At 48.0% G+C, this 24905-nt stretch carries 17 protein-coding genes; 12 read left to right on the top strand and 5 right to left on the bottom strand.

The window, feature by feature from the left end:
* Nucleotides 1-26 precede the first annotated feature (26 nt).
* On the bottom strand, nt 27-1670 hold the full coding sequence (locus QHH26_04870) for a hypothetical protein (protein MDH7481298.1): 1644 nt from the start codon (nt 1668-1670) through the stop codon (nt 27-29).
* A 200-nt stretch (nt 1671-1870) separates the two neighbouring features.
* Between QHH26_04870 and QHH26_04865 the strand changes: the two genes are divergently transcribed.
* The 9 genes from QHH26_04865 (at nt 1871) to QHH26_04825 (ending at nt 12989) form a co-directional block, all read left to right on the top strand.
* The gene (locus QHH26_04865; GenBank protein ID MDH7481297.1) at nt 1871-3175 is read left to right on the top strand and encodes a thymidine phosphorylase; all 1305 of its coding nucleotides are present in this window, start codon (nt 1871-1873) and stop codon (nt 3173-3175) included.
* A 285-nt stretch (nt 3176-3460) separates the two neighbouring features.
* Nucleotides 3461-3832 carry a DUF2752 domain-containing protein gene (locus QHH26_04860; protein MDH7481296.1) on the top strand — a complete coding sequence of 124 codons (372 nt, stop codon included), beginning with the start codon at nt 3461-3463 and terminating at the stop codon, nt 3830-3832.
* Nucleotides 3833-3926: 94 nt separating this feature from the next.
* On the top strand, nt 3927-4403 hold the full coding sequence (locus tag QHH26_04855; protein MDH7481295.1) for a hypothetical protein: 477 nt from the start codon (nt 3927-3929) through the stop codon (nt 4401-4403).
* Between the two features lie 118 nt (nt 4404-4521).
* Nucleotides 4522-5103: a nitroreductase family protein gene (locus QHH26_04850; GenBank protein MDH7481294.1), complete on the top strand. Its 582-nt coding sequence runs from the start codon at nt 4522-4524 to the stop codon at nt 5101-5103.
* The gene (locus tag QHH26_04845; protein ID MDH7481293.1) at nt 5103-6371 is read left to right on the top strand and encodes a Gfo/Idh/MocA family oxidoreductase; all 1269 of its coding nucleotides are present in this window, start codon (nt 5103-5105) and stop codon (nt 6369-6371) included. The genes QHH26_04850 and QHH26_04845 overlap by 1 nt, the downstream gene beginning before the upstream one ends.
* A gap of 27 nt (nt 6372-6398) precedes the next feature.
* A complete protein-coding gene (locus tag QHH26_04840) occupies nt 6399-8033 on the top strand; it encodes a beta galactosidase jelly roll domain-containing protein (GenBank protein MDH7481292.1) in 1635 nt (544 codons plus the stop codon).
* Nucleotides 8034-8244: 211 nt separating this feature from the next.
* Complete coding sequence (locus QHH26_04835; GenBank protein MDH7481291.1) at nt 8245-8445, top strand: cold-shock protein; 201 nt, start codon at nt 8245-8247, stop codon at nt 8443-8445.
* Nucleotides 8446-8744: 299 nt separating this feature from the next.
* Nucleotides 8745-11777 (top strand): hypothetical protein, encoded by a 3033-nt coding sequence (locus QHH26_04830; protein ID MDH7481290.1) that lies wholly within the window; start codon nt 8745-8747, stop codon nt 11775-11777.
* 45 nt (nt 11778-11822) lie between these two features.
* Nucleotides 11823-12989 (top strand): hypothetical protein, encoded by a 1167-nt coding sequence (locus tag QHH26_04825; GenBank protein MDH7481289.1) that lies wholly within the window; start codon nt 11823-11825, stop codon nt 12987-12989.
* Between the two features lie 172 nt (nt 12990-13161).
* Here QHH26_04825 and selD read toward each other — a convergent pair whose 3' ends face one another.
* Together selD and ahbD are read right to left on the bottom strand one after the other, a co-directional pair.
* Nucleotides 13162-14211 carry a selenide, water dikinase SelD gene (gene selD, locus QHH26_04820; GenBank protein MDH7481288.1) on the bottom strand — a complete coding sequence of 350 codons (1050 nt, stop codon included), beginning with the start codon at nt 14209-14211 and terminating at the stop codon, nt 13162-13164.
* A 48-nt stretch (nt 14212-14259) separates the two neighbouring features.
* Nucleotides 14260-15327: a heme b synthase gene (gene ahbD / locus QHH26_04815; protein MDH7481287.1), complete on the bottom strand. Its 1068-nt coding sequence runs from the start codon at nt 15325-15327 to the stop codon at nt 14260-14262.
* 244 nt (nt 15328-15571) lie between these two features.
* On the opposite strand from ahbD, the gene QHH26_04810 reads away from it, so the two are divergent.
* From QHH26_04810 to QHH26_04800, 3 genes are all read left to right on the top strand, one after another.
* Nucleotides 15572-16873 (top strand): GDSL-type esterase/lipase family protein, encoded by a 1302-nt coding sequence (locus QHH26_04810; GenBank protein MDH7481286.1) that lies wholly within the window; start codon nt 15572-15574, stop codon nt 16871-16873.
* A 73-nt stretch (nt 16874-16946) separates the two neighbouring features.
* Nucleotides 16947-18374 (top strand): MFS transporter, encoded by a 1428-nt coding sequence (locus tag QHH26_04805; protein MDH7481285.1) that lies wholly within the window; start codon nt 16947-16949, stop codon nt 18372-18374.
* 98 nt (nt 18375-18472) lie between these two features.
* Nucleotides 18473-19822 (top strand): sulfatase, encoded by a 1350-nt coding sequence (locus QHH26_04800; GenBank protein ID MDH7481284.1) that lies wholly within the window; start codon nt 18473-18475, stop codon nt 19820-19822.
* Between the two features lie 89 nt (nt 19823-19911).
* Here the strand turns inward: QHH26_04800 and QHH26_04795 are convergent, their stop codons facing one another.
* A complete protein-coding gene (locus QHH26_04795; protein ID MDH7481283.1) occupies nt 19912-23286 on the bottom strand; it encodes a hypothetical protein in 3375 nt (1124 codons plus the stop codon).
* Nucleotides 23287-23304: 18 nt separating this feature from the next.
* Nucleotides 23305-24744, bottom strand: a complete 1440-nt coding sequence (locus QHH26_04790; protein MDH7481282.1) for a sulfatase — start codon at nt 24742-24744, stop codon at nt 23305-23307.
* Nucleotides 24745-24905: the final 161 nt, after the last annotated feature.

The raw sequence follows: 24905 nt of genomic DNA, 5'->3' as shown, positions 1-24905 counted from the left end.
GTTTTTCTCCTTATTATTGGGTGAGTTTATTTGAGCTTCAAAATATCTGTTCTGATGCGGCCGTCTCGAGTTTTAACGCTAAATACAACATTGTCATCCCCCTGCTTTTTAATCCAAACAGTTGCTCCTTCAGCATCCGGCGCAAAAAATTTCGAAGGATCACGGTCAGGAGGCATCGCAGACTCAAGCCATGCAACTAATCTATCCTTCTGAAGCTGGGATAATTTCTTGGATGGCAGACCTTGTTTGCTTTCGGCTAGCTTCCATTGTTCGCTATTGAGGGTGTATGCAAATTTCAAGGGCTTTACAGCATCCAAGAGTGATGGCGGATAAGGCACCCCCATGAATCTCAGTGCTTTTATTTGTTTGTCATTTAGGTTGGCAATCTCTATTAACTCTTTCAATCCGAGCCTGCCTGATGTTTTTAGTACATCCATCCAATGGGCTATCTTGCTTTGGGGTACGTTGCTATCCCTGTCATAGTACCATTCTTTGCCATATAGTATGCATGTTGGGCCATTCATCTTCCAACGGCAGTAGAACAGGCCGGCGACCTTCTCGATTAGTTGTGCGAGCGAGTCCCCACTGACAAAGATCCACTCATTGACTCCCATAGAGGTTAGATAGCGAGGTACAAAATAATCGCAAACAAAGTTAATGCCTTCAGCGTCGCACATTAGCTCTAGAGCTTGCGGGAGAACTACTGACTTAGGAAACTGCGTCTTTGCTTTCTCTGCAAGACGGCCTTCAAGAGGTTTTTTTGGCACAACTTTGTAGACTTCACCTAATACTGGGTCGGGCTCGGTTGTTATCATAAAAAGGTCTGTGTTCTGCGCAATATCAACACCTGATTCTGGAGATGGGTTGAGTACAAGGCTCATGTTGTTATTGTTGCTGCCCTTTAGTGTTAGCCAGAGAGATCTTCCGCCTAAAGGGTCATCCTGAGCTTCAAAGCATATAGCTACTAGTTTATCGCCAAGTTTTATGTTCTCGGATTTTTCGCGATACTTGATATTTTCATCAAAATGGCTAATGATGCGTTTGCGCAAATCAGCAGGTAGCTCAGAAATTTTAATTGGGAGTGTGCCATTTTTCCACAGCCGAGACTTCTTTGCATCATCGAGCCAGCCGTAGAGGGCAACGGCCATTCTAAACTCTTTTTGGTCTATAAAGGGAGCAACAATACGGTCTTCCTTGATTTTCTTTTGAATTTCTTCTTCAGGCAGCTTCAAAGTTTCCACAGCTAGCGCCATCTGGCGTGCAAGCTGTTGCTCTGCATTCTTCTTTAAGGTATTTGCCTCCCGGGCGGTCTTGGCGTCTTGGTAGAATACATATTCCCACTGCCCCTCCACCCCTTTTCTGGATATTTGGAGGTGGAGTGCTTGGGCGACCGAGTCAAGGAGATTTCCCAATTGGATATCCTTTGCCATAACTATTAATCTAAGGTCCCCTACGTTTGCATGGGTTCTTAACTTGACGCCGGTTTGCCTTGAGATATTTGCGAGAAAATCGTTAAGAGGTTGTCCTGATACCTTTACGCTTACTTTTTGGTCTAGCCGAGGGTCTTTTGCTAGCTCGGAAAGACCACATTGGCTGAGGCCAATAAAGAGGCAGACTGTGAAAACGAAGAGGAAAGCAAACGTTGTGACTTTTTTGGGCGCTGGCATCATATTTACTTTTCACCTCGGGTTAACTATATGTCGGAAAGGGTGAATTGTCAACCGTATTTCTTGGTCAAAGGGCTTTTTTGTCGTGGTAGAGGTCTTTGCATTTGCAACGAGAATAGCTTATGGGTTTGGAGGTAAGAGTCATAGGGTTAGAGAAACTTAGCTTGAAAAAGTGTGGAACTTATTAGAGAAAGAGGATAAAAGTGCGGCCCCTGGATATTATTCGCAAAAAGCGAGATGGCGAAGAAAATTCTCCTGAAGAGATTAATTTTTTCATAGAAGCATACATTCGTGGCGAGGTATCCGATTTTCAAATGGCTGCCTGGTTAATGGCGGTCTACTTTCGCGGCATGAGTGCCAGTGAAACTGCCGCTCTCACTATGGCCATGGTTAGAAGTGGCTGTACCCTTGATCTTAGCTGCATTCCTGGGCGAAAGGTTGATAAGCACAGTACTGGGGGTGTCGGCGACAAGACTACTATAGTTTTGGTTCCTCTCTTAGCCGCTGTCGGACTCCCGGTGATAAAAGTTTCTGGTCGAAGCCTTGGTTTTACAGGTGGCACAATTGACAAAATAGAGTCAGTCCCGGGATTTCGAACAGAGCTCTCGACTCAGCAAATGGTAGACCAGGTGAGACGAATAGGTGCGGTTATTGTGGCCCAGTCAGAAAACCTAGTTCCTGCTGACAAGAAGATTTATGCGCTAAGAGACCTCACCGCCACTGTGGAATCCATTCCACTTATTGCGGCAAGTGTGATGAGCAAGAAGATTGCAGCCGGCGCTGATGCAATTGTCCTTGACGTTAAGGCAGGGTTGGGAGCATTCATGAAGACCATCGCTGAGGCTCAGCAACTAGCACAAACTATGGTAAGTATTGGCAAAAATGTGGGTAAGGAAACTGTAGCCGTCATAACCAATATGGACCAGCCGCTTGGACGTGCTGTTGGAAATTCACTTGAGGTAAAGGAGGCCATTGAGACTCTGAAAGGGAATGGGCCGCCAGACTTGGTTGAACTCTGCGTGCGTCTCGGAAGCATAGCGTTGGTGCTGGGGCGGAAGGCTTTAACACTGGCTGAGGGAGAAAAAGCGGTCCACGAAGCACTTTGCTCGGGGAGCGGGGCCGCAAAGTTCAAAGAGATAATCGAAGCTCAGGGAGGCAACCCAGCAGTTGTAGATGACCCAACGCTTCTTCCGAAGGCTCCTGTGGTTCGGGAAATTGTTTCGCCTGCTAGTGGTTATATTTGGCAGTTGGATGCCTATAAAGTTGCTCGAGCAGAGGTAGAACTTGGAGGCTGCAGAGGCGAGGTAGGAGCATCACCAGATCCAACGGTTGGGATTGTTCTGCATCGGAAGGTTGGTGATAAAGTGTCGGCTGGCGAGGTTTTGGGGGAAATTCATGCCGGGAACGAGAGGCTCGCCTTAACGGCGGAGGAAATTGTGCTTAGTGCATACAATTTTAACTCAGAACCGCCGCCTCCCCAACCGATAGTTCACGAGGTTATTGCATAATGAGGCGAATTGAAAACACAGTTTGGAAATTGGCAACAATAGAGTTTGTGAATTCGCCAGTAAAATAATAAATTCCAATTGATAGGAGTGGGCGGATATGAAAACCAAGACTATTGCGCTAGTAATTTTGGCACTTGTTGTTTCGGCGTTAGTTGGCGGGTGCAAAGGGGGTCCGTGAGGTAAGTCGCCGACTTCCGGTCCGGAAGTTGCCATACGTATAACACTATTTTGATTGTTTGGACAGCACATTTTGCGTCAAGGAGAAGCTTTTTAGGATTTGAACTCGTGTTGAAAAAGCTTGCCTCGGTTGCGTCGTTTCCTGTACTCATCGTTGCGGCAAAGTTTTTTCCGTACGAGCACATGCCAGGCATCTGCGTGTTTTATAAACTAACTGGCTATCCTTGCCCAACTTGTGGCATGACGAGGTCGGTTATTGCTCTGACACGCCTAGATTTCCATAAGGCGTTTGCTTATAATGCACTGGCTCCCCTTCTTATTGCAGCTTTCGGTGTATGGTGGGGTAATTTAGTTTACAAGACCGTCTATGGCCGGAGAACATGGCTTGATGATTGGTTTAGCCGTCACCTAAATATTTTGGTTGTCTTGGGGTTTGTTGTACTTCTTACTTGGGATATGCTTCGGATACTTTTGATGTAATTTCATGAAAAGTATGCCAATATGGGCGATGCAGGATAATTGTCTATATTGGTTGAACAAGAAATAAGTTAACTCTATCAGCGGAGCAATTTGCATGTCAGAGTCAACCAATAGAAAAGTTTGCCCATATTGTCAAGCGAACAATTTTCTTTCTAGCGAGATATGCTGGCGCTGCGGTCGGCCGCTACCGCCACAAGAAGGGCAGCTGGAACAACCGAAGACACCCCCGCCGATAGCCCAGCCTCAGATGAATCAGGCGACGCCTCCTCCAGCACAACAATATCCACAATATCCGTCTAGTCAGCCTTCGGGAGGCACAAGTGGACTTATTATCGGAGGCTTCATTCTTGCGGCGCTCTCCTTTATGTGCTGTCCTTTATTCTTGCTGGGCGCAGTTTCGATAGTATTAGGTTCAGTCGCGTATGGTCGCGGTGACCGAATGGGGATTTGGGTAATCGTTGCGGGTGCGCTTGGCATGCTTTTTGGGGCAATGGCATTTGGCTTGACTATCCGTTCTCTTAGTGACGTTTTCTCGCAGGCTAGAGCCTGGCCTTGCCCGAGAATGGATTAAAGTGTTTCATTTAAATACCGTGGTTTTTGGCGGTGACCCCAGTATCACTTGTGCCTCTTGACAATGTGTATTCTCAATTCTAACATACCAAGCAATTATAAAAGCGGAGGGTGAAAGGATGATTGAAGACATCATAAAAGCAAGTCGGAGCTATCGAAGGTTTCATGAAGACAAGCCTATAAGCGAGGACACACTCAGATATTTGGTCAATCTAGCGAGGCTCTCGCCATCGGCGGCTAACCTTCAGCCTTTGAAATATATTATCTCTGCCGACCGTAATTTGAATGAACGAATATTTCCAACTCTTGCATGGGCAGGCTATTTGCGGCCTTGGATGGGGCCAGCGGAGGGCGAGCGGCCCGTTGCTTACATAATCATTCTCGGCGATACAGAAATAACAAAGAACTTTGGTTGCGACCATGGCATCGCTGCTCAGAGCATAATGCTTGGTGCTGCAGAAAAAGGGATTGGCGGATGCATGATTGGTGCTATAGATAGGCAGAGACTTCGTGAGGTACTTGGGCTTCCTGAGCGGTATGAAATTCTGCTTGTAATTGCACTTGGCTACCCCAGTGAGAAGGTGGTTCTTGAGGACGTCGGTCCTGATGGGAGTATCAAGTACTACCGTGATTCTCACGATGTCCACCATGTCCCCAAGCGGCCATTGGAAGAGATTATCCTTAAGGTAGGTGGGGTTTAGTGAAAACAGACAAGCGGGTAAGCAGGCGGGAGTTTATAAAGCAGTCGGCAGTTGTAGGTGGGATTGCACTTCTGAGTGGCAATCTATCTGCTCTTGGGGCCAATAGTAAGTCAACTTCGCCTAATGAGCGCATAAATGTTGGCGTAATTGGTTGTGGCGGCATGGGTAATGCTCACATAAATGCGCTTCTCGCCTTGAAGGGTTCCGGCTATCCGGTCGAAATAATTGCCGTATGCGATGTATACCAGCCCAGATTAGATGCTGCTGCAAGCCGAACAAGTGGCATGGCATATCAGGATTATCGCAAACTTCTCGAGTGCAAGGATATTGATGCAGTCACAATCGCTACTCCCGACCACTGGCACTCGCGCATGGTTGTGGACGCTGCAGATGCGGGGAAAGATGTCTACTGCGAAAAGCCAATGACTCACTGGCGGAATCTCCAAGAGGCTAAGGATGTTGTTGACGCAATCGCCCGAAATAAGCGCGTGATGCAAGTTGGCACGCAATATATGTCATCAAGCATATGGGAAGAGGTAAACGAGCGCATTAGAGCTGGTGCAATCGGCAAGCTAATCCACGCTCAAGCAAGCGATATGCGTAATGGCTATATAGGAGTCTACGACCCAAATGCTAATGATGGGCAGGCTGATCCTTCAAAGAACCTAGATTGGAAAATGTGGCTTGGTCCAGCAAAAAAACGGCCGTGGGAGCCTGGTCGGTTCTTTGCATTCCGTTCGTTTTGGGACTACTCGGGCGGTATTGGCACTGACTTCTTCCCTCATTCATTAACGCCGCTTATTCGAGCGATGGGTCTTGGATTCCCGAAACGTGTTATCGGCACGGGAGGCCAATATCAGCACAAAGATGGGCGCGAGATACCGGATATATTCACAATCACTGCTGAGTATCCTGAAGGCCCATCGGTGCTTCTTGTTGCTTCGCTTGCGACGAATGCTGGCTTGCCTTGGGTAATACGAGGCTATGAGGGCACAATCAACCTCGACATAAATGGTGCAGTCATCGAGCCACAGAAGGCGGTTGTAGGCGAGAAAAGATCCAGGGAAGAGATCAAAGCCGCACGGAATTTCTCGCTAGAGGAACATTTCCGTGACTTCCTGGAGTGTATTCGCAGCCGCCAGAAGCCCAGGAGCCACGAAATTCTTGGCTATCAGGTTATGACCGTTCTCCACATGGGCGTTCGCTCTTACAAGGAAGGCAAAGTGATGGAGTTTGACCAAAAGACTGAGCAAGTAAGGCCAGTTTAGGAAAGGGGTCGCAGCCGGGGATTCAAAATGAACCGTAGGCTTTGCATGGGAATGGTTATTCTATCTCTTATGTTCGCTTTATGTACGCTAACGCATCTTGGGTGTGCCGCTAATTCTGAAAAAAAGCTCATTGAGTATGGTTGGGATTGTCCGACTACGGCTTTCTTTAAGAAGAACGTCAAGGAAATGGAAAAGTTGCCTTTCGATGGCGTGGTAATCAAAGTTGCTCACCCAGAAGGGGGGTGGAGCCTGGGTTGGCGGGTATTTTCTAAAGTAAAGTTTAGGCCATCTGAGTATGCCCACGCAATAAAAGATCTTGCCAGTATAAAATCTTCTAAGTTGACGGATAATTTCATTCAGGTTATCGCCATGCCCGGCGATGTTGATTGGTTTGATCCCGAATGGTCAGCAGTGGCTTATAATGCTGCCTGTCTTGCGAAAGTTGCCAAGCTCGGTGGATGCAAAGGGATAATGTTCGATCCTGAGATGTATGGTGAGCATCAGATTTGGAGCTACAAGGCACAGCCTGCCGAAGCAAAGGCGGCGCATACTTATGGTGACTACGTGGCAAAAGTTAGGGAGCGGGGTAGGGAGTTCATCCGTGCAATCAATAAGGAGTTCCCAGATATTACAATCCTAGCTCTATTTGGTCCAGCGCTACCATACGAGCAATCAGTTGCATGTGGTGGCATTGAAAATGCGGATTACTCGCTCCTTGCTGCTTTCTATGATGGAATCTGCGAGGCGGCAACTCCGGGCACAATTCTCATAGATGGCTATGAGCAGTCGTATGGCTTCATTGGACAAAAACCTTTTGAACAAGGGCGGCGCGCAATTCTTGAGGGTGCTAAAACGATTTCAACTGCACCAAAGGCTTTCGCAAAGCATGTTAAAGCGGGATTCGGCATCTGGGCTGATTATTCAAGCGGAAAGCTTGGGTGGCATCCTGAGGATTTTACCAAAAATTACTTTTCGCCTTCAGCGCTCAGGGCATCCGTCCACTTTGCTCTAAAATTCAGCGACGGCTATGTGTGGATTTACTCCGAGAGGTTGCGGTGGTGGGACTTCAACGTGCCGAGCGAATATATCGAGGCCCTTGCTCTTGCGAAAAGCGGTCCCGGACCTGGCAACTGGCAGCCTCGTCAGCTTTCAGTAGGTGTGCCGCGTGCCGCAGAACAGCCTGGCTACTCAGATGAGCAGACTTTCGCTGAGTTTCGAAAGACTCTAGAGGAGGTTTATGACCTACCAAAGAATGGGTGGCGATTCAGTCGGGATGAATCTAATTCTGGTGAAAAACAGGGATGGGCTCAGCCGACTTTTAATGATTCGGAATGGCGAACGATTAGTATTGGAAAGTTTTGGGAAGAGCAGGGCGAGAACTATGATGGTTTTTCTTGGTATCGTTTGAAGTTTATCGCGCCGAAAATTGAGCCAGGGAAGCAGGTCTTTCTCGTTTTTGGGGCGGTGGATGAGTCAGCCTGGGTATGGTTGAATGGCAGTTTTGTCGGCAAACACGATCTTGGCGGAATTGGCTGGCTTATTCCTTTTAAGCTAGATATCACAAAGGATTTAAAGCCTGGCGAAAACGTCCTTGCAGTGAAGGTTTTGGACACCGCCGGCGCAGGGGGAATTTGGAAGTCCGTCAAGCTGATGACAAAATAAGGGCGCAATTTTATATGCCAAAATTTCGTATTCAGGCGCTTTTTAAAAAATTGCCTTGCATTTTGCAAAAAAAGTGCTATACTGCAACTAAAGGCGCAAAGACGCCTGAAATACCGCAAGTGCTTAAGTAACAACTTCGTAGGCAAAGCGGCTGTAATGCCAGACCTCCTAGTTGCGAACTTAACGCTTGGCTGGAAAAGGAGGTTTGGGGATGGCTACCGGCAAGGTCAAATGGTTCAGCGAAACCAAAGGCTATGGATTTATAGCCATGGACGATGGGAACGACATCTTCGTCCATTACACCGGAATTGTCGGAACCGGTAGAAGGAATCTCTTCGAGGGACAGGAAGTCCAGTTCGACATCGTCCAAGGGCCGAAGGGACCCCAGGCGGCGAACGTGGAACCGGCCTGATTTTTCGCCCTGCTGAAATAGCTAGAGATAGCGAAGCCCCCGCTCCGGGTTGGTGCGGGGGTTTTCTTTTTTGTCTGCTTAATGCAATTCTTTGCATTACCAAGTTGGAAATTGAAGGAAGACACAATTTTGTAACTTAAAATACAGCTAGAAGGAACTGTATGTTTATATAAAAGGGCAGATTTGCTGGGTGTAAGAACAAGATTAACTACCAGTTGTTTTAAGCTGTGCACAAAGGAAGAGGCTTTTGAGCGGTTGGAAATTATCATTTCGCAAAAGCCAGAAGGGTGGTGTTGAAGGTGGCTTTTGTTCTAGCTTTGCTTGTTAGCGTTTCTCTAGCATTGTTTGGTTTCCCCGTACATGCCGAGCAAGCTGCAATGATTGCCAAACCCCCATGCTCTGGCGTTTATGTTGACCGAGACGGCGTTAAGCACCCCTGGCATGTGAATCAAGCGCACACTTTGATATGGGATGGAAGGCCGTACTTGCCAGTTGGCGGTATGTATTGTCCGCCTTATATATGGGAGCAGAATGAAACTGGCTGGCAGCTTACTAAGAATCAGATTGATATGCTGAAAGAAAAAGGCGTAATTGACATATATATCCACTTTTGCATGGCATGTCCGCCGGAATGTCTCCAAAGGGTGATTGATTACTTAGAGGTAAAGGGCTTTAGATATGGCATTGAACTTGCAGATGGACCAGGACCTGGGGTGGGCTATTTGGTACAGAATGAAGGTTTGAAGGTTGATGGCATTACAAGGTCTGGGACTTACGGAGTTGAGTGTCCAGACGCAATAAGTGGAATCTATGTTCTCCTAGATGGGCAGACTTGCGAGATAGTTGACGCTGGTTGGGCAAAGATTTATGAGCGGGAGGAGCCAACCGGAAAGAACCTCAGCAACGGCCAGCCTGAGATTGTCAAAAAGAAGGGGCTCGAAGTTGATGTACACTGTCCGCCAAATCGGACGCTTTGCCTCTGCTTTACTCCAAAGGTGATTGGGGGACAACCATACTTCTGGGAGGGCGGCCTTGAAAAGTATCAGGAGAAGTTACTTAAGCACTTTAGTAAGGTCAAATTTGGCAAGGGCTTTAGGTTTGTTGTCGATCCTCTTCAAAACGAGATGAATATTTCACATACTTTCCTGCCGGCTTCGCAAGAGTATGGTAGGCAATTTGCAAGATGGCTAGTCGCTAGGTATGGATCTATTGAAAAGTTAAATGAGGCATGGGCGGCGACAAGCAAAATCCCTGATTTCGAGACTGCCGGTCGTTTTGTGCCTATTAGAGTGGTTGAAACCTGCAAGCCCTCAGCCATTGGCGTATTTTTCGACCCGAATACAGGGAAGATTTACAAGACTGATGCTAAGCGGTCTCAAGCGTGGTATGACTTTATAGACTTTTTGGGTGAACGGGTAGCTAGGTACTGTAATGCCTTGTGTAAATTTTTCAAAGAAAGAATCGCAGATGTGCCGATTGTTTTCAAACATTCTGGGCCAATTGCAACTTACAGAATCAACCCTGAACAAGCAGGTTTTGACGGAATCGGGATGGAGGCATATGGCGTTGGTGAAACGCTTATCCCAATGAATGCCGCCGTATGTTGGTCGGAGGTAGAACAGTCGGCGCGGAATATGTGGTTAGTGGTAACAGAGTTTTCACAGGCCGCCTTTGAAAATCAGCTAGAAAATATTGGGCATATGGACCGCGAAAGCATGTATGCCGATATGAGTGCTCTTTTGGGTGCAGGTGCGAAAGGGATTTTCGTCTTCGGGCTTGCATTTGGCCCTTGGAATAGCGGTCAGTTCTGGAAGAGCGAGTTTATCCGCGATCCTCGACAGCTTGAGTGGATAGCTACCTTCCGCCGAATTATAGAAAGTAGTACAAAGCTTCCAGACTATCGGCCTACGTATTATTATAGGTTCCCTGCACGGCGTATGGAGGCTAGTGCGTTTAGCCTGCCCCTGAGTGATTTTGTTGGCATTGATGGTGGTTGGACGGGATACAGCGGCGGTAATTCACGCGCGATCATGCGAGGACCAGACGGTACATGGATTCTCCCAACATGGACAACTTCGGTGGACACGCCGCTAATCATTGCGAATCTAAATGATTCGCCGGCAAGCTTGAAATATGGTGCAGAGTTAGAAAGGATTATCGAGGCGGGCAAACCGCTGCTTACATATATTGGCTTCCGGCTGGACCTAGGTGCCATTCCGTCGCTTGACAAATACTTCACCAGCAAGTTTGCTACTGACGCCGATGGTCGAAGGATTCAGGTTCTTAACCCTGGACCTAAGAGCGAGGTGCTTTCTAAGAGCCCCGATGGTCATGTGTGGAATATGATTGAAGGCAACCTTCAAATCATTAGCAAGGAAGTTGAGGACAAGGAAGGCTGGCAGCCAGAAGGCCTTCGCATTCCCCTAGTAGACCAGATACACCAGCCAGAGCGTTTCCTAGCCGAGGTTCTTGGTGTGCGAGAGTTTCGTCTCGACCCTGACATACGTGGCTTTAGCTTTACTCTAGCTGGTCGACCTATTACGTATCTTTGGTCGGAAAAAATGAAATCGAGCATCCGGATATCGCCTGAAAAGGCTAATAAGGTCAAGGCACGATATGCTAATTCCGAGAAAGCTGGCGGCAAGGCGAAAGACGGCTCGCTCAACTTGCGTATTCCATTGAAGAGACAGCCTGAAATTGTTGAAGTTGACGTGCCATATATTCGTGGTAAGCACTGTCCTACTGAGAAATGGGAGGAGGCACTTATAATAGATGGTTTAGCTCCAGAGGACATTGCCAAACCGGAAGAGATATTTCCAGCCTATCAAGCGCCGAATTGCCCTCCAAATATTTGGATTGAAGCAGAGGATTTCATTGACAGCAACTTCAATCTAGGCAAATATGGCGGAATGACTAGGCTCTCGAACGGCGCATTGTGGGCTCTTGACACATTTGTTGACCCTTCTCCTGAGACTGGTTACTATGCGAAATATACGTTCAAATCCCAGCAAGCTGGCGAGTTTGACCTTTGGGTTAGAGAATGGGTTGGTAAATCGCCTTGCCATTGGGTGGTGAATGGAGGCAGGTGGACCCTCGCTCCGGACAAGCTTGAGGAGCATGACAAGCAGTTCTGCGGGCCGTGGGCGCTCTACGATGATTCAAAAATAGTGTTTGCTTGGCGTAATTATGGGAAAGCCCAGCTGCGAGAAGGTGATAATACCCTTGAAATTCGTGTGATTGCAAAGCGCAAGAAAGGCGATAAATATTGCAAGTTCCTTGATGCTTTTGCCTTTACTACCGGTGGCGTTAAGCCATGGGAGATTGATTGGTGATTGCTTCATTATCAATAAACATAATGAGGTTGAGTGGAGGAGAAAATGCCCAACAAAGTTACCATTGACGAAAACAGACGCATTTTTCTTAATGGCGAGCCGTGGTTTCCTATTTGCTTTACTCCGTTTGCGCCGCCTCTGGGAGCGAAGGATCCGACAGGGAGAGACGCAATTGAGGTGTTGGCGGAGGGTGGCGTGGACTCCTTTCGCATTGGGAGAGGACACAATGACCCTGCCGAGGACGAAGAATGCCAAAAGTATCTCGACTGGTTTGCTGAGCATGGGGTTTATGGCTGGCCGTACATTGCCGATATGACAGTTTTTGACCCAAAACATCCTGAAAGGAAGGAACGGCTTCGACAGTTCGTCGAGCGCTTTAAAGAGCATCCAGCGCTGGCAATTTACAAAACCATGGACGAGCCGGCTTGGGGTAAGCACTCAATTCCTGGAATGATGGCAGCTTATAAGTATCTCAAGCAAATTGACCCCGATCACCCTGCATGGATGGTTCATGCCCCTAGGGATACTGTCGAGCTGTTGGCTAAATATTGCAAGGCATGTGATATAGCTGGCATTGACATCTACCCAATTTCCGTGCCGATGGGCCTTCACAGTCATCTGCCAAACAAAAATATCAGCGTTGTAGGTGATTATGCTGACTTCATCAATCGTGCTGTGCGCGGGAAAAAGCCTTTCTTTATGGTCCTCCAGGTTTGCTGGAGCGGGGTTACGCCTCCAAAAAGGATTCTTGTAATGCCAACTTTTCACCAGGAGCGCTATATGGCTTACCAGGCTATCATCAAAGGTGCGCGTGGCCTTGTTTTCTTTGGTATGCCAGTTGCCTTGCAGGGCAAGAATGCAGAGCTAGGCTATAATTGGACATTTTGGGAAGAGGTCTTGCGGCCGCTCCTTAGTGAGTTTAAAAAAGGAACAGAATTGTATTCAGCGCTTGTTGCTCCCCCTTCGGACCTGCCTTTAAGCGCAACAGGTGCACCCGACATTGAGTTTACTACTAGAAAGGTAGGATCGAACGTATACATTTTCGCTGCCAAGCGTGAGAGCGCTGAGACGCCGGTTACATTCTTGGGCGATTTCTTAGATGGCGATATCGAAGTCTTATTTGAAAATCGCGCAATCAAAGCTAGAAGTGGTTCGTTCACGGATTCTTTTGGCCCAAACGACGTACACGTGTACAAGTTTTGCTTAAGCTGATGCCTATAACACATTTCCCAGAGGTTTTTATGTTCGCAGCACATCGTTTGAAAAATAGAAAGCAAGGAGGTAATTCATTCTCAAGCGGCAGCGGCGTTTGAACAACAGCTATATAACTTAAGGAATTGTCGGTTAATAAGAAGATACTAGCGCTAACAAAATTACAAGAAGTTTATGGAAAGACTTTGATTCGTCCTGGAAGGTCCGAGGTTATTGAGCCTATGACAGCCGCGGTAGGAACGCCTGCCGATTTGAGTTTCGCGACAAGATTATCGAGCTTTTCTGGCGCAACCGCCATGAGAAGGCCGCCTGAGGTTTGCGGGTCGCTCAGTATAAGCTGCGCGTCTTCTTTTATCTCGGGTGCGAACGTAACGTTAGCCGCCACATATTCGCGATTTGAATAGGCGCCACCAGGGATGACTCCTTCCTCCACCAGCCGCCATGCTTCAGCTAGTACAGGAATTCTGGAAAGAAATATTTCGGCCCCAACTTTACTTGCTGAAGTCATTTCCCAGAGGTGGCCTAACAATCCAAAGCCTGTTACGTCGGTGCATGCATGGACTCCGATTTCAGTCATTACTATGGAAGCGGTCCGATTGAGAGTTTTCATAATTTCAATAGCCTGGTGTGCGGCTTGAGGTGTAGTTTCGTCAGCTTTGATGCCGGTGGTAATTATTCCAATCCCAAGTGGCTTTGTTAGAACAAGGGCATCACCCCTCCGCGCTCCGGCATTCGTGACTGGCGCCTCTGGTGTGGTGAACCCGATGACTGCCATGCCGTACTTTGGCTCGGGGTCGTCAATCGTATGGCCGCCTACGATGGTTACCCCTGCTTCCTTTGCTTTGTCACTTCCGCCAGCCAGAATTTGATCAAGAACAAATAGCGGGAGAGTCCTTACTGGAAAGCCGACGAGATTAAGCGCGATTGAGGGTTGAACACCCATTGCATAACAGTCGCTGAGTGCATTCGCGACGGCAATCTGCCCAAAGTCATAAGGGTCATCAACCACCGGCGTGAAATAATCCACCGTAGCGGCAATCGCTAGGTCGTCGCTGACTTTGTAGACCGCCGCATCGTCTGCGGTATTCAAGCCAACAAGGACATTTGGATCTGTGATTGGTGGTAGACGGCGCAGAACCTGCGCCAGGTCGGCTGGGCTGACCTTGCACGCTCAACCGCCGCCGTGGGTCAGCAAGGTCAATCGTATTTTGCTTTCAGCCACCGGAATCACCACCTTTCACGCAATTATTATTTTTCCCAATTTGAAGAATCACCTTTTCCTGGGTTCGTATATGCAATATGGTTCTGGGGCAAGGTAGTCGCCGGTAAGAGCGTAGGCACGGGCGCGGCATCCCATGCATATTCGCCGAAATTCGCAATAACCACATTTCCCGTGGAGATTGTCTTCGTCACGAAGGCGACGGAAAACTTCGGCATTATCCCATATGTCCTTGAAGTGGGCCTGGCGTATGTTCCCGGCCGAGATTGGCAGATAACCGCAGGGATACACTTCGCCTTTGCTAGAAACAAAGCAGACCCCAGACCCAGCAAGACATCCTTTTGTCATTGCCTCAAAGCCATGTGTTTCCGAGGCGATCTTGGCGCCCTCTGCTCGGGCGCGTTGGTGAATGATTCGAAAGTAATGGGGAGCGCAGGTAGCCTTCAAGTTGATTTTAGAGTCTTTCGACCGATCATACAGCCAGTTAAGCACGCGCTCATATTCCGCTGGTTCGATCATCTCATCGTCGGCTATTTCTTTTCCACAGCCCGTTGGGACAAGAAGGAAGATATGCAGTGCCGCCGCCCCTCGGCTGACCGCGAGTTTGAGGATTGCTGGGATTTGGTCTACGTTTTGCTTCGTAACTGTCGTGTTGATTTGAAAGGGTATGCCATCTCTTTTTAGATATTCGATTCCCTGCAAAGCGGCATCAAATGAGCCGTAGGCTTGTCGAAATCTGTCGTGGGAGGCGGCGTCGGGGCCATCGATGCTCACACTTACACGCCGAATCCCTGATTCTTTGATTGCTTGAGCAATTTTTGGTGTGATTAGCGTGCCATTGGTTGCCAGCGCGACCGGCAGTTCCTTCGACTTAGCATAGGATGCTATTTCGAAGACGTCAGCACGAACAAGTGGTTCGCCGCCGCTAAGCACAATAACTGGTTTTGCAAAAGAAGCGATTTGGTTAATTAGAACCCTTGCTTCCGACGTCGAAAGCTCGTCCGGCGACCGCTTCTCAGTGGGAACGGCTCGACAGTGGATGCATTTCAGATTGCATGCTGTGGTAAGCTCCCAAAACACGAGTCTTGGTGTGAACTCACCGCGATGTGAATATTTCATGGGATTGCTCTTTCGCATAGATGTTATTAGATTATAACATCCAGCTTAAGCTTATTCCATTCGATGTTTGTTGACTGCCGTCATACTCTTTGATATACTCTGTTTCAATTTGGGTTATTTTACTAACAGGATAGCTTTAAAAAACTATTTAATCATGCGCTTGTTGGAATAGGTCTTTAACCTTGGCTTTTCGTACTCATAGTTTTGAACAAATTGTAAGTTTGTTTATTAGGAGAAAGTAGCAATGTCGCCATATTCTTGCATAATAGCTGTCTTCTTGATGCTTTACTGCTCCGCTGCTTACTCTGCCATCCTACCTCTCGAAAAACCAGGAATGGGAGTTCGCGTGGAGGCTGGGAAATATGTAGTGCGCGGACACGTGGTAGAGGTCAGTAAGACTACCGACTTAGCTATCGAGCCTCCTGACAAAATCAGAGTGGTAAACGAAGAGCATGTATTAAGCGACCAAAAGCCAATCGCCTGGCATTCTGGCACTGCACTTAAAAAGACCCTTGGACCAGTGGATACAGGCACACGCCTCCCATATGCCATTGTTCCAGACTCGGTAAGGGTTCATTCATCTCCTAATGGTGGCACAATATATCAAGAGGGGAAGGACTACTTCCTCGATGATGTTTGGGGTGGGATTTCGCGCTTGGAGACTGGCAGCATTCCAAAGGATAAGCCAGTCTACATAGATTATGAGGTTTACCTACAGCGTGTAGATTTGATAGAAGTTTCTCCTCTTGGGGCTGTAGTGATACGAAAAGAACGCTCTGTGGCTGTAAATGCCGAGATTCCTGAGCCTCATCCTGGGATGACTCCCCTTGCACACATTTATGTCCCTTACCGCACGAAGGCAATTACAAGTGAAAACATTTACCCTCTGCCTAGCGATGATATTACTTGGCGAGATTTTATCAAGGTTTCTGGGCGCGAGTATCTGGCGCATACGCTAGAACTTCTTGCCAAAGGTAAACGGGTGACAATTGTATGTTGGGGCGACAGCGTTACAGCGGGAGGCTCTCCCAGCTCCCATGATAAATGCTATGTCGAGCTCTTTCGTGCACAGTTAAAGGCTGCCTATCCAAAAGCTGAGATTATAGTTATTAACGCGGGAATAGGCGGCTCAAACACCGATTCTCGCCGAGAAAGGTTCGACCAAGAAGTTCTTTCACATAATCCCGATCTCATCACTGTTGAGTATGTGAATGATGCCGGCATGACCCCTGAGCACATAGCATCGAATTACGCTTGGTTCATTGCCAGGGCTAGGGCGAAAAATCCTATTATCGAGTTTATCATTCTAACTCCTCATTTTGTAATGCCAGATTGGATGGGTAACTTCGACAAATCCGTTCCTGCAATGCGCAAGGCTGCCTTTGAAAATAAGGTAGCCTTGGGCGATACAACAAATATATGGGCGCATCTTCGAGATATCGGCATTCCGTACATGATTCTTCAAGCCAATGGCATAAACCACCCAAATGACCTAGGCCATAAGTTTTTTGCCGAGACTCTAATGGCCCTGATGTCGCCTCGTTAGACAATTCTTCATCAGCTTGCCATTGTTTGACAAGATTTCCAAGTCGCAAGAGAATATTTTTGGGAAATATCTCATGCAAGAAAAAGGGTCATACGTGGGACGAATTGAGTACAAGTGGCTTGCAATGGTTGCGGTGTCCATTGGCACTTTTATGGCGACCGTGGATTCGAGCATTGTAAATGTCTCGCTTCCCGTTATTATGGCCTCTTTGAGGACCAACCTGCCCACGATTCAATGGGTTGTTGCAATATACCTGCTGGTAATCACCGGCCTACTCTTGACGCTAGGTCGTCTTGCCGATTTAGCGGGCCGCAAACTGGTTTTAGTCTGGGGATACGCAGTTTTCACAATTGGTTCACTCCTCTGTGGCTTGTCTAGAAGTCCATTCCTGCTCATTGCGTCCAGGGGTATTCAGGCGGTTGGTGCAGCAATGATAATGGCAAACGGTCCTGCCGTTATCACCGATGCCTTTCCAATTGGTGAACGGGGAAAGGCATTGGGGATGTTCGCTATGGTGGTTGCTAGCGGGCTTACGATTGGGCCGGTGTTGGGAGGGTTCATAGTTGAAGCCGCCGGATGGCCTTGGATTTTCTTTGTTAACTTGCCCATTGGCGTCTTTGGCATGATATTTGTTCAAAGAGTGCTCAAATGCGAACAGCTGCGGTTAGAACAAAATTTTGACATTTTTGGCGCCGCTCTTTTTCTCGTAAGCCTAGTGTCCCTGACGATGGCGCTAAGCCAGGGTCCTCAAAAAGGGTGGAATTCTAACGAGATTGTTGCTTTATTAATTACGTGCGTTGTCTTCGGAGCTTTGTTTATATTGCACGAGAAGAGGACGCCCCATTCAATACTCACTCTGACACTTTTTCGACAGCGACTGTTTGCCGCGGCATGTGCAAGCGCTTTCATTAATTTCTCCTCGACGTTCTCCGTTGCTTTTCTTATGCCATTCTATCTGTCACAAGTGCTTGGGTATGAACCTCGGCGCATGGGGTTGACATTAACCGCTACACCGATTACGGTAGCTTTGGTTGCTCCTCTGAGTGGTAATCTATCTGACCGAATAGGCTCGAGAGTTTTAGGATCGATTGGGCTTGGGTTAGCTAGCATTGGCTTGGTGCTTATCGGCTGCCTTGGGGCTTCGCCTTCACATATTCGCGTAGTTATTGCGTTGGTGGTTGTGGGGCTGGGTACTGCTATCTTTCAATCGCCAAATAACAACGCACTGATGAGTTCGGTTCCAAAGGGAATGCTTGGTGTCGCCGGTGGAATGCTTGCGACTATGCGCAACCTCGGAATGGTTACGGGCGTGGCAATTTCGCAAGCGGTATACTCGAGCAGGCTGATGTATTACCAAACAAGGCTAGATGATGTTGCCGCACGGGTTAACGCATTCAGGGATGCATTCTTAGTGGCAGCTATTATATGCACCATTGGTGTGATAACTTCGGCGGTGAAGGGTCAGGAGAGGATGAATAGTGATGCATGCAGAATAGCCTAGAATGATTGATTAATGATTAGGCGGTGCAAAGGATGAGCCAAATAAGCAGAAGAACATTCTTATCCAAAATAAGCTGGGGAGCGGTAGGAGCAAGTGCGATGAATATAGTGGGTTCAAATATTGTTTTTGCTCGCGAGAGAAAGCCGAATTTTATCTTTATTCTTATGGATGATATGGGATGGGCAGATTTGGGGTGCTACGGGAATACGTTCCATGAGACGCCGAATATAGATAAGCTAGCCAGCCAAGGGATAAAGTTTACGAACGCTTATTCGGCGTGTCCCGTTTGCTCGCCGACACGTGCAAGTATTCTCACAGGAAAATATCCTGCCAGGATTGGTTTAACCGATTGGATACCGGGTCACAATTTTCCTTGGGCAAAATTGAAGCCGCCAGCATTCCACCAAGAGCTGCCACTTGAGGAAATCACAATCGCCGAGACACTAAAAAGAGCTGGTTATGCAACTGCAAATATAGGCAAATGGCATCTAGGCAAGGAGGGATACTACCCTGAGAGACATGGCTTTGATTTGAACTTTGGGGGTACGAATAAAGGCAGCCCACCGAGCTACTTCTATCCATACAATATTCCAACAATATCTTCTGGCAAAGAGGGTGAATACCTTACCGACCGACTTACTGATGAGGCAGAAAAGTTTATTGAAAAGAACAAGGACAAACCTTTCTTTCTATATATGCCGCACTTCGCAGTGCACACGCCGCTCCAGGCGAAGAAGGAGTATGTAAGCAAATACGAGGCAAAGCCGAAACCAAAGGATGGCCAATATAACCCTGTTTATGCCGCAATGATTCAGAGCGTTGACGAAAGCGTGGGCAGAATAATGGCTAAACTTGACGAATTGGGCATTGCGGACAACACAGTTGTCATCTTCAATTCGGATAATGGTGGCTACGTCAAAGCTACATCCAATGCCCCTCTACGTGCTGGCAAGGGTACTCTCTATGAGGGAGGAATTAGAGACCCGCTAATCGTGCGCTGGCCTGGCAAGGTCAAAGAAGGAAGCATATGCAATGAGGTCGTGACGAGTACTGATTACTACCGGACGATTTGCGAAATAGCAGGCGTCAAGCCGCCGGAAAATCAGCCAATTGATGGTGTGAGCATTGTCTCGCTATTAAAGCAAACAGGTGGCATAAATCGAAAGGCTGTATACTGGCACTATCCGCACTATCATCCAGGCGGAACCAGCCCAGCAGGCGCAATTCGATGTGGCGATTGGAAGCTAATCGAGTATTTCGAAGACGGACGCATCGAACTTTATAATTTAAAGGATGACGTAGGCGAGACTACTGATCTTGCTGCCAAAATGCCGGAGAAAGCCGCGGAGTTAAGAACAATGCTTGCAGATTGGCGGAAGTCCGTAGGTGCGGCAATGCCAGCTCCAAACCCAGATTATGATCCCGCAAAGGCTAGCCAGCGTGGATAGCCGCAGAATTTTTCTTTAGTCTGCTTTCTGGGGGCGCACTATTTCCTTACAGGGCGCGTAATTTGCGAGGCTGCGCATCCAAGGGAATGTCAATTTGGCAGTAGACTCACATACCTTTTCTCCCCAAAAGCAATATCGCCAGTTACCATCTGAAAGCTCACCAAGGTCTCAGTCGTGATTCCATCTGATAACTTGAAAGCCCGAACTTCAGCGTCGCATAGGAAGGGAGTATCCTGTGAGATGGGCGCTAGGACCTTCGATTCACCGATAATTGCGCGGAGGTATACTGCCGACTCCCCTTTCGCTAGCCATTTCACCTCATTTGTATTTCCAAGAGATGCGCGGGCGAATATTGGCGTGTTCGATTTTATGGAAATTTTGTCACCATCCTCAACTTTAATCCATTTGCCCGATGCATCTTGGATTTCAAGCGAATTAAACTCTGCATTTAAGAACTTTGGTGGATTATTGCCGTTAAGCGGTGTTCCGCCCACAGCAATCCTCGGGAAGTTAGAGGAATCAGTGCCCGTGCCTTTGGTTCTCAAGCCGACAGTCTTTCCTTTGCTCACTGCCATGCCATATTCTGCACGCTTGGCGGCAAGAATGCCTGCGTACCCGATGGTATGGAGGTCGCGGTCAATTTCTATCCAGTAGTCAGGCTTCTTTAGAGGGTATGGTTTTGCAGCCATTTTTGCCATCTTGGTGAATTCGAACGCGGCTGGGCGGAGAGTAAAATCAGGATTTATAACCGCGTAGTCGCTTTTTTCCCAGATTAGGTATCCAGGCCACCACCAGGCTGCCGAGCCAGCCGAACGGGTTTCATAAAACACTTTGTAGATTTTCTCATAGTATTCTCGTTGTGCTTCGAGGGTCTCAGGAGTAGGGTTTGGGGATGCAGAATATCCAAGCTCAGCCCAGTAAATCGGCTTCCCGCCGCTTACGAACTTGCCGTAGAGGGTGGTAAACCCGCCTTCTCGAAAGCTTTGCATGTCGCCGGCGAAGTTGTAGCCCTCCGGTGATATGAAGTCAAGGTGTTTTGCGCCTGAACAGAGGTCAACCGGCATTTGGGGAAGTGCATACGCAGCCATTGTTCCAGTGCCACCAAAGCCGCTCCGAACGCTGATTGGATGGTAGGGATCAATGCTGCGTATGACTTGTGCGGTTTTCATGTATTGTCGGCTGAGGCGATCGTCCCAGAATCGCCGATATGCGGCTACCATTCGCCTCCAAGGACCGTCGCTGGAGACTTGTTCGTCTGTCGGCCCATGTACTCCGCCATCAGGCTTCTTGCGGAGGGTAAACTGCCAATCTTTCTCTGCGTTCTCCACACTACCATATTGGTCTTCAATCCAACGCTTCCATTCGGCGTCAAAAAGCCGCCGCCTCTCTTCGCGGCCGATGCGAACTTCCCAACCCGTGTCGTAGGCGAACATTGCCGGACGTTCCCAAAGTCTGGCTTTCTTTATCAGCTCTAGTGCTTTTTCAGGCTTTGGCCACAGCGGCTCAAGGCCAGCAATATAGACGTGGCATTTGATTCCATGCTTATGTGCTCGCTCCATGAAGTCTACAAAGGCATAGGGAATCTCAACTGGATTCTCATAAATCAACGAGACGGTATTCAGTCCAATTTTGTTCATCAAATCAAGCTCAATTTCGACGATTTCTGCATCGTATTGGTTAGGATGGCACCAATGCTCCCAGAATGGGCCGCTTTCCATTGCGGCAACGTAAATTGGCCGATAGTTAATGCCGAGAGAGTACCACGGTTTGCCCTTGTAAATAAACTGGTCGCCCTTAATAGTAACGATTTCATTCTTGTCGACAGGTTTGGATTCGACAATCGAAAATGGTTGGCGTATCTGGTCGATGAGCTTTCCATCGACATACAACGAAGTTGTTACGACATAGAAGCCGGGTGCAAGGTTAGGAAATGAGCCAACTTCTATTATATTGCGTTTTTCGCTTAAAAATAGCGACTTCTTGGCATAAAGCGGCGGTTTGGCAGGCTTGGCTTTGGAATACTCAGGGTCATCTGCGATTTTGCATTCAACGCTGACTTGGCGTTGCAGTGAGCCAAGGTTGAGCACCACAGCGCCCACGGTGGGCACTTCCTCAAAGTAGGATGCATGGTCTGTGCCCCCTGCAAGCAAGAATATTCCTTGGTCAATTCGTTGGACTAGTTTGACTACTTCGTTGACAATTTCTTGGCGATGTGATGCTAGAAAATCGGGGTCGTCGATTCCTAATGTTGCCCAAATGCTTCCACAATATTGTTCATCATCTTGAACGTAGAGGGCTGCTGCGGCTCCGCCAATATGTCCATCTGCCATTCTCACTGCCAACTGTGGTATCCAACGATGAGGGGCGGTTTTGTTGAAACCTAGCCCTCGGTATCTTGGTAGCGAGCAAACAACGCTAACAGGACCTTTAAGGGCGGGTTCTGAAGGTAAGTCATAGTATGACCCAAACGTGCGAATGAGCGCTTCCCCAGTAGTTCGGTAGGTCTTGTAAGATGGGCTAAGCGTTTCCAGAAGCGGCTGGGTGAAGTCTGGATTTCCAGCTGGGTTGGGCATTGTGTGGACATCGCTAATCCATAGCATTGCTGGTTTTTCGCGGTCGTGGAGGTTGTGATTTTCAAAGCCAATCTTGAACTTGACCGCCTTTTGAGGCTGGAATCGGTCGTCAGGGCCACCCGGTCCTTTCCAATGCACGAATAAATCGGCGGTCAGGGCATAACGCTTCCACGAGGTGGTGAGTTCAATATTCGTGTACCACCGAGCTCCGTCCGAATCAAGCCATGCCACGATGCATTTACGAGCGTTTTTGTTGCCTTTAGCCCAGAATGTAGTTACAGTTTCGTTCGGTGGGATGCTTTTTTGGATGGGAATATCTTGGAATTCCCAAAATCTCACGCTGGGTGCCTTAAGTTCAAGAGCAAAAGGCGCTTCTGAGATGTTGGTGGGAACAGTGCGCGCTTCGACCTTTGTATCGGGTGTGCCAGTATCTCGAAACTCATTGGACCACTTGACTTTATTGAAGTCGAGCACTTTCTCACCCATCTGCATGGTTGCAAGTTTGTCGAGCAGCATTTGCTGGGTGAGCCATTTGCCTTCGAGGCGCACAACCTGCTTTGAGAGAGGCGGTCCACCAATGGTGAGCAGATTTCCATTGTGGGTTACATAGTTTACAAGAGCTTGTTTAGCGTCAACAGGGAAGTATGCTGAATTTGGGAGTATCAACAGCCGGCGTTCGTCATTATTAGATAGTTCAGATGCGAGTGTATCGGCGCTAACAGGTTTAGTTGCAAATCCTTGTGCTTTGAGCGAAGATGTTAAAGCCTTGATGAAAGCCGTGTCGGTGTGGGGAAACTGCTCGGCTAGGACGAGGACGGCCATCTTGGAGGTGTCCGCCCTGCTTGCCAGCGCCATTGTGGCTAGCAGAATAAGAAGGAGTGCTTTAGCCATTGAGTCCTCCTTTGCCGCTTATTCATCTGCATCAGTGAGGCCGCGGAGCAGGCGCTTGTTCATTTGTGCTTTAAATCGTTTAACATAGGTCGCCGTTGGTGCGAAATCGTCGCCAACCCGCTTTAGCCACTTTTGAAGCTCAGCTTCCATTTGTTCGCGAAGACCCTTTGCCTCGGATTTGTCAATTAGATTATTCATCTGATAGGGGTCTTTCATGTTATCAAAAAGAACGTAACCCTTGTCTCGAAATCTAGCATAGGTGTAGCAGGGGGTTCTTACACCGCGCCATTCGCCGGTTGTTTTCCTTCCACCAACTGAGACTATTCGCTGTAGGAGTACCGATTCTGGCTTTTTACTGCTCTTGCCGAGAATTGTTTGCGAAAGGTCCAATCCTTGCACGCTCTTTGGAATAGGTACTTCGCACAGGCCTAAAAGTGTTGGCATTACGTCAACGGAGTTTAAGAGGATATCGGTTTTCTGTCCTGCTTTTATCTTTCGGGGATATCGCATAATAAAGGGGATATTTATGCTTTCTTCATATGGCACATTTTTCCCCTGCAGGCCGTGGCTGGCAAGCATATCGCCGTGGTCGCTTGAGAAGCAAACAATGGTATCGTCCGCGATGCCGAGATCATCTAGCGTTTTTGTGATCCTGCCTAAGTTGTAATCCAAAGCTGCAATCTGTGCATAATAGATTCGCAAATTCTCGCGGTCGTCGGTGCCTTTTGGAACGTTCGGGCGCTGGGTCAGTTTCTTTGGGTCAAACATGTCGAGGTACTTTTGGGGAACTTCCCTGGGTGGGTGAGGTGGTCTCCAGGCTACAAAAAGGCAGAATGCTGACTTTGCGTTGTTCTTGATGAAATTTATGGCAAGGTCGGTTTGAATATCTGTCTCGAATCCTTTGTAGTGGATTTCCTCGGGTGTATCCGTGCAGTAGAAGTCATCAAATACTGAGCCGCCAAGATTGCGTGAAGCCCAGTAGTCAAAACCGAGGCGGCGTTCTTTTGGTACAAACGGATTATGATTTTTTTCGAGGTGCCATTTTCCAATAAAACCGGTCTTATATCCGTGCTCTTTGAGAACCTTTGCGATTGTAATCTCAGTATTAGGAAGCTCAACTGAATTGCCAACAACTCCCGTTGAAGTGCCATAGCGTCCGGTAAGTAGCATAGCACGGTAAGGCGAGCAAAGGGGGTAGCCGCTAATGGCATTTTTGAATAGCAGGCCCTGGCTAGCAAGTTTGTCCATATTTGGAGTGTGTACCTCGGTATTGCCCATGCATCCCAAAGATGCATTTCTCATTTGGTCTGCAAATAGGAAGATAACATTCGGTTTTCGACTGTCGGTTTTTGCACACGAAGCAATGCTGGGGAATGTCCCTAGGAGTGCTGCCCCAGCGACACTAGCACCTCGGGTTATAAACTCACGTCGAGAAATTTCTTTTCGTTCTTTCGTCATTTTAATTCTCCTCTTGGCATTTGCATCGCGGTCCTTAGTTAGAACATTTCTCAAGGTAGGTAAAAGTTTCCTCTTTGGCACAATACCATCATTAGATACAGTTGAGATACAGTTGCGGTTTCCCTTGCAGACAGATTCTCATCAAGGTATTTGCCTTGATA

The sequence above is a fragment of the Armatimonadota bacterium genome (genome assembly GCA_029907255.1).
Taxonomy (GTDB): Bacteria; Armatimonadota; UBA5829; order DTJY01; family DTJY01; genus JAIMAU01.
This window is presented reverse-complemented; position numbering and strand designations above follow the sequence as displayed.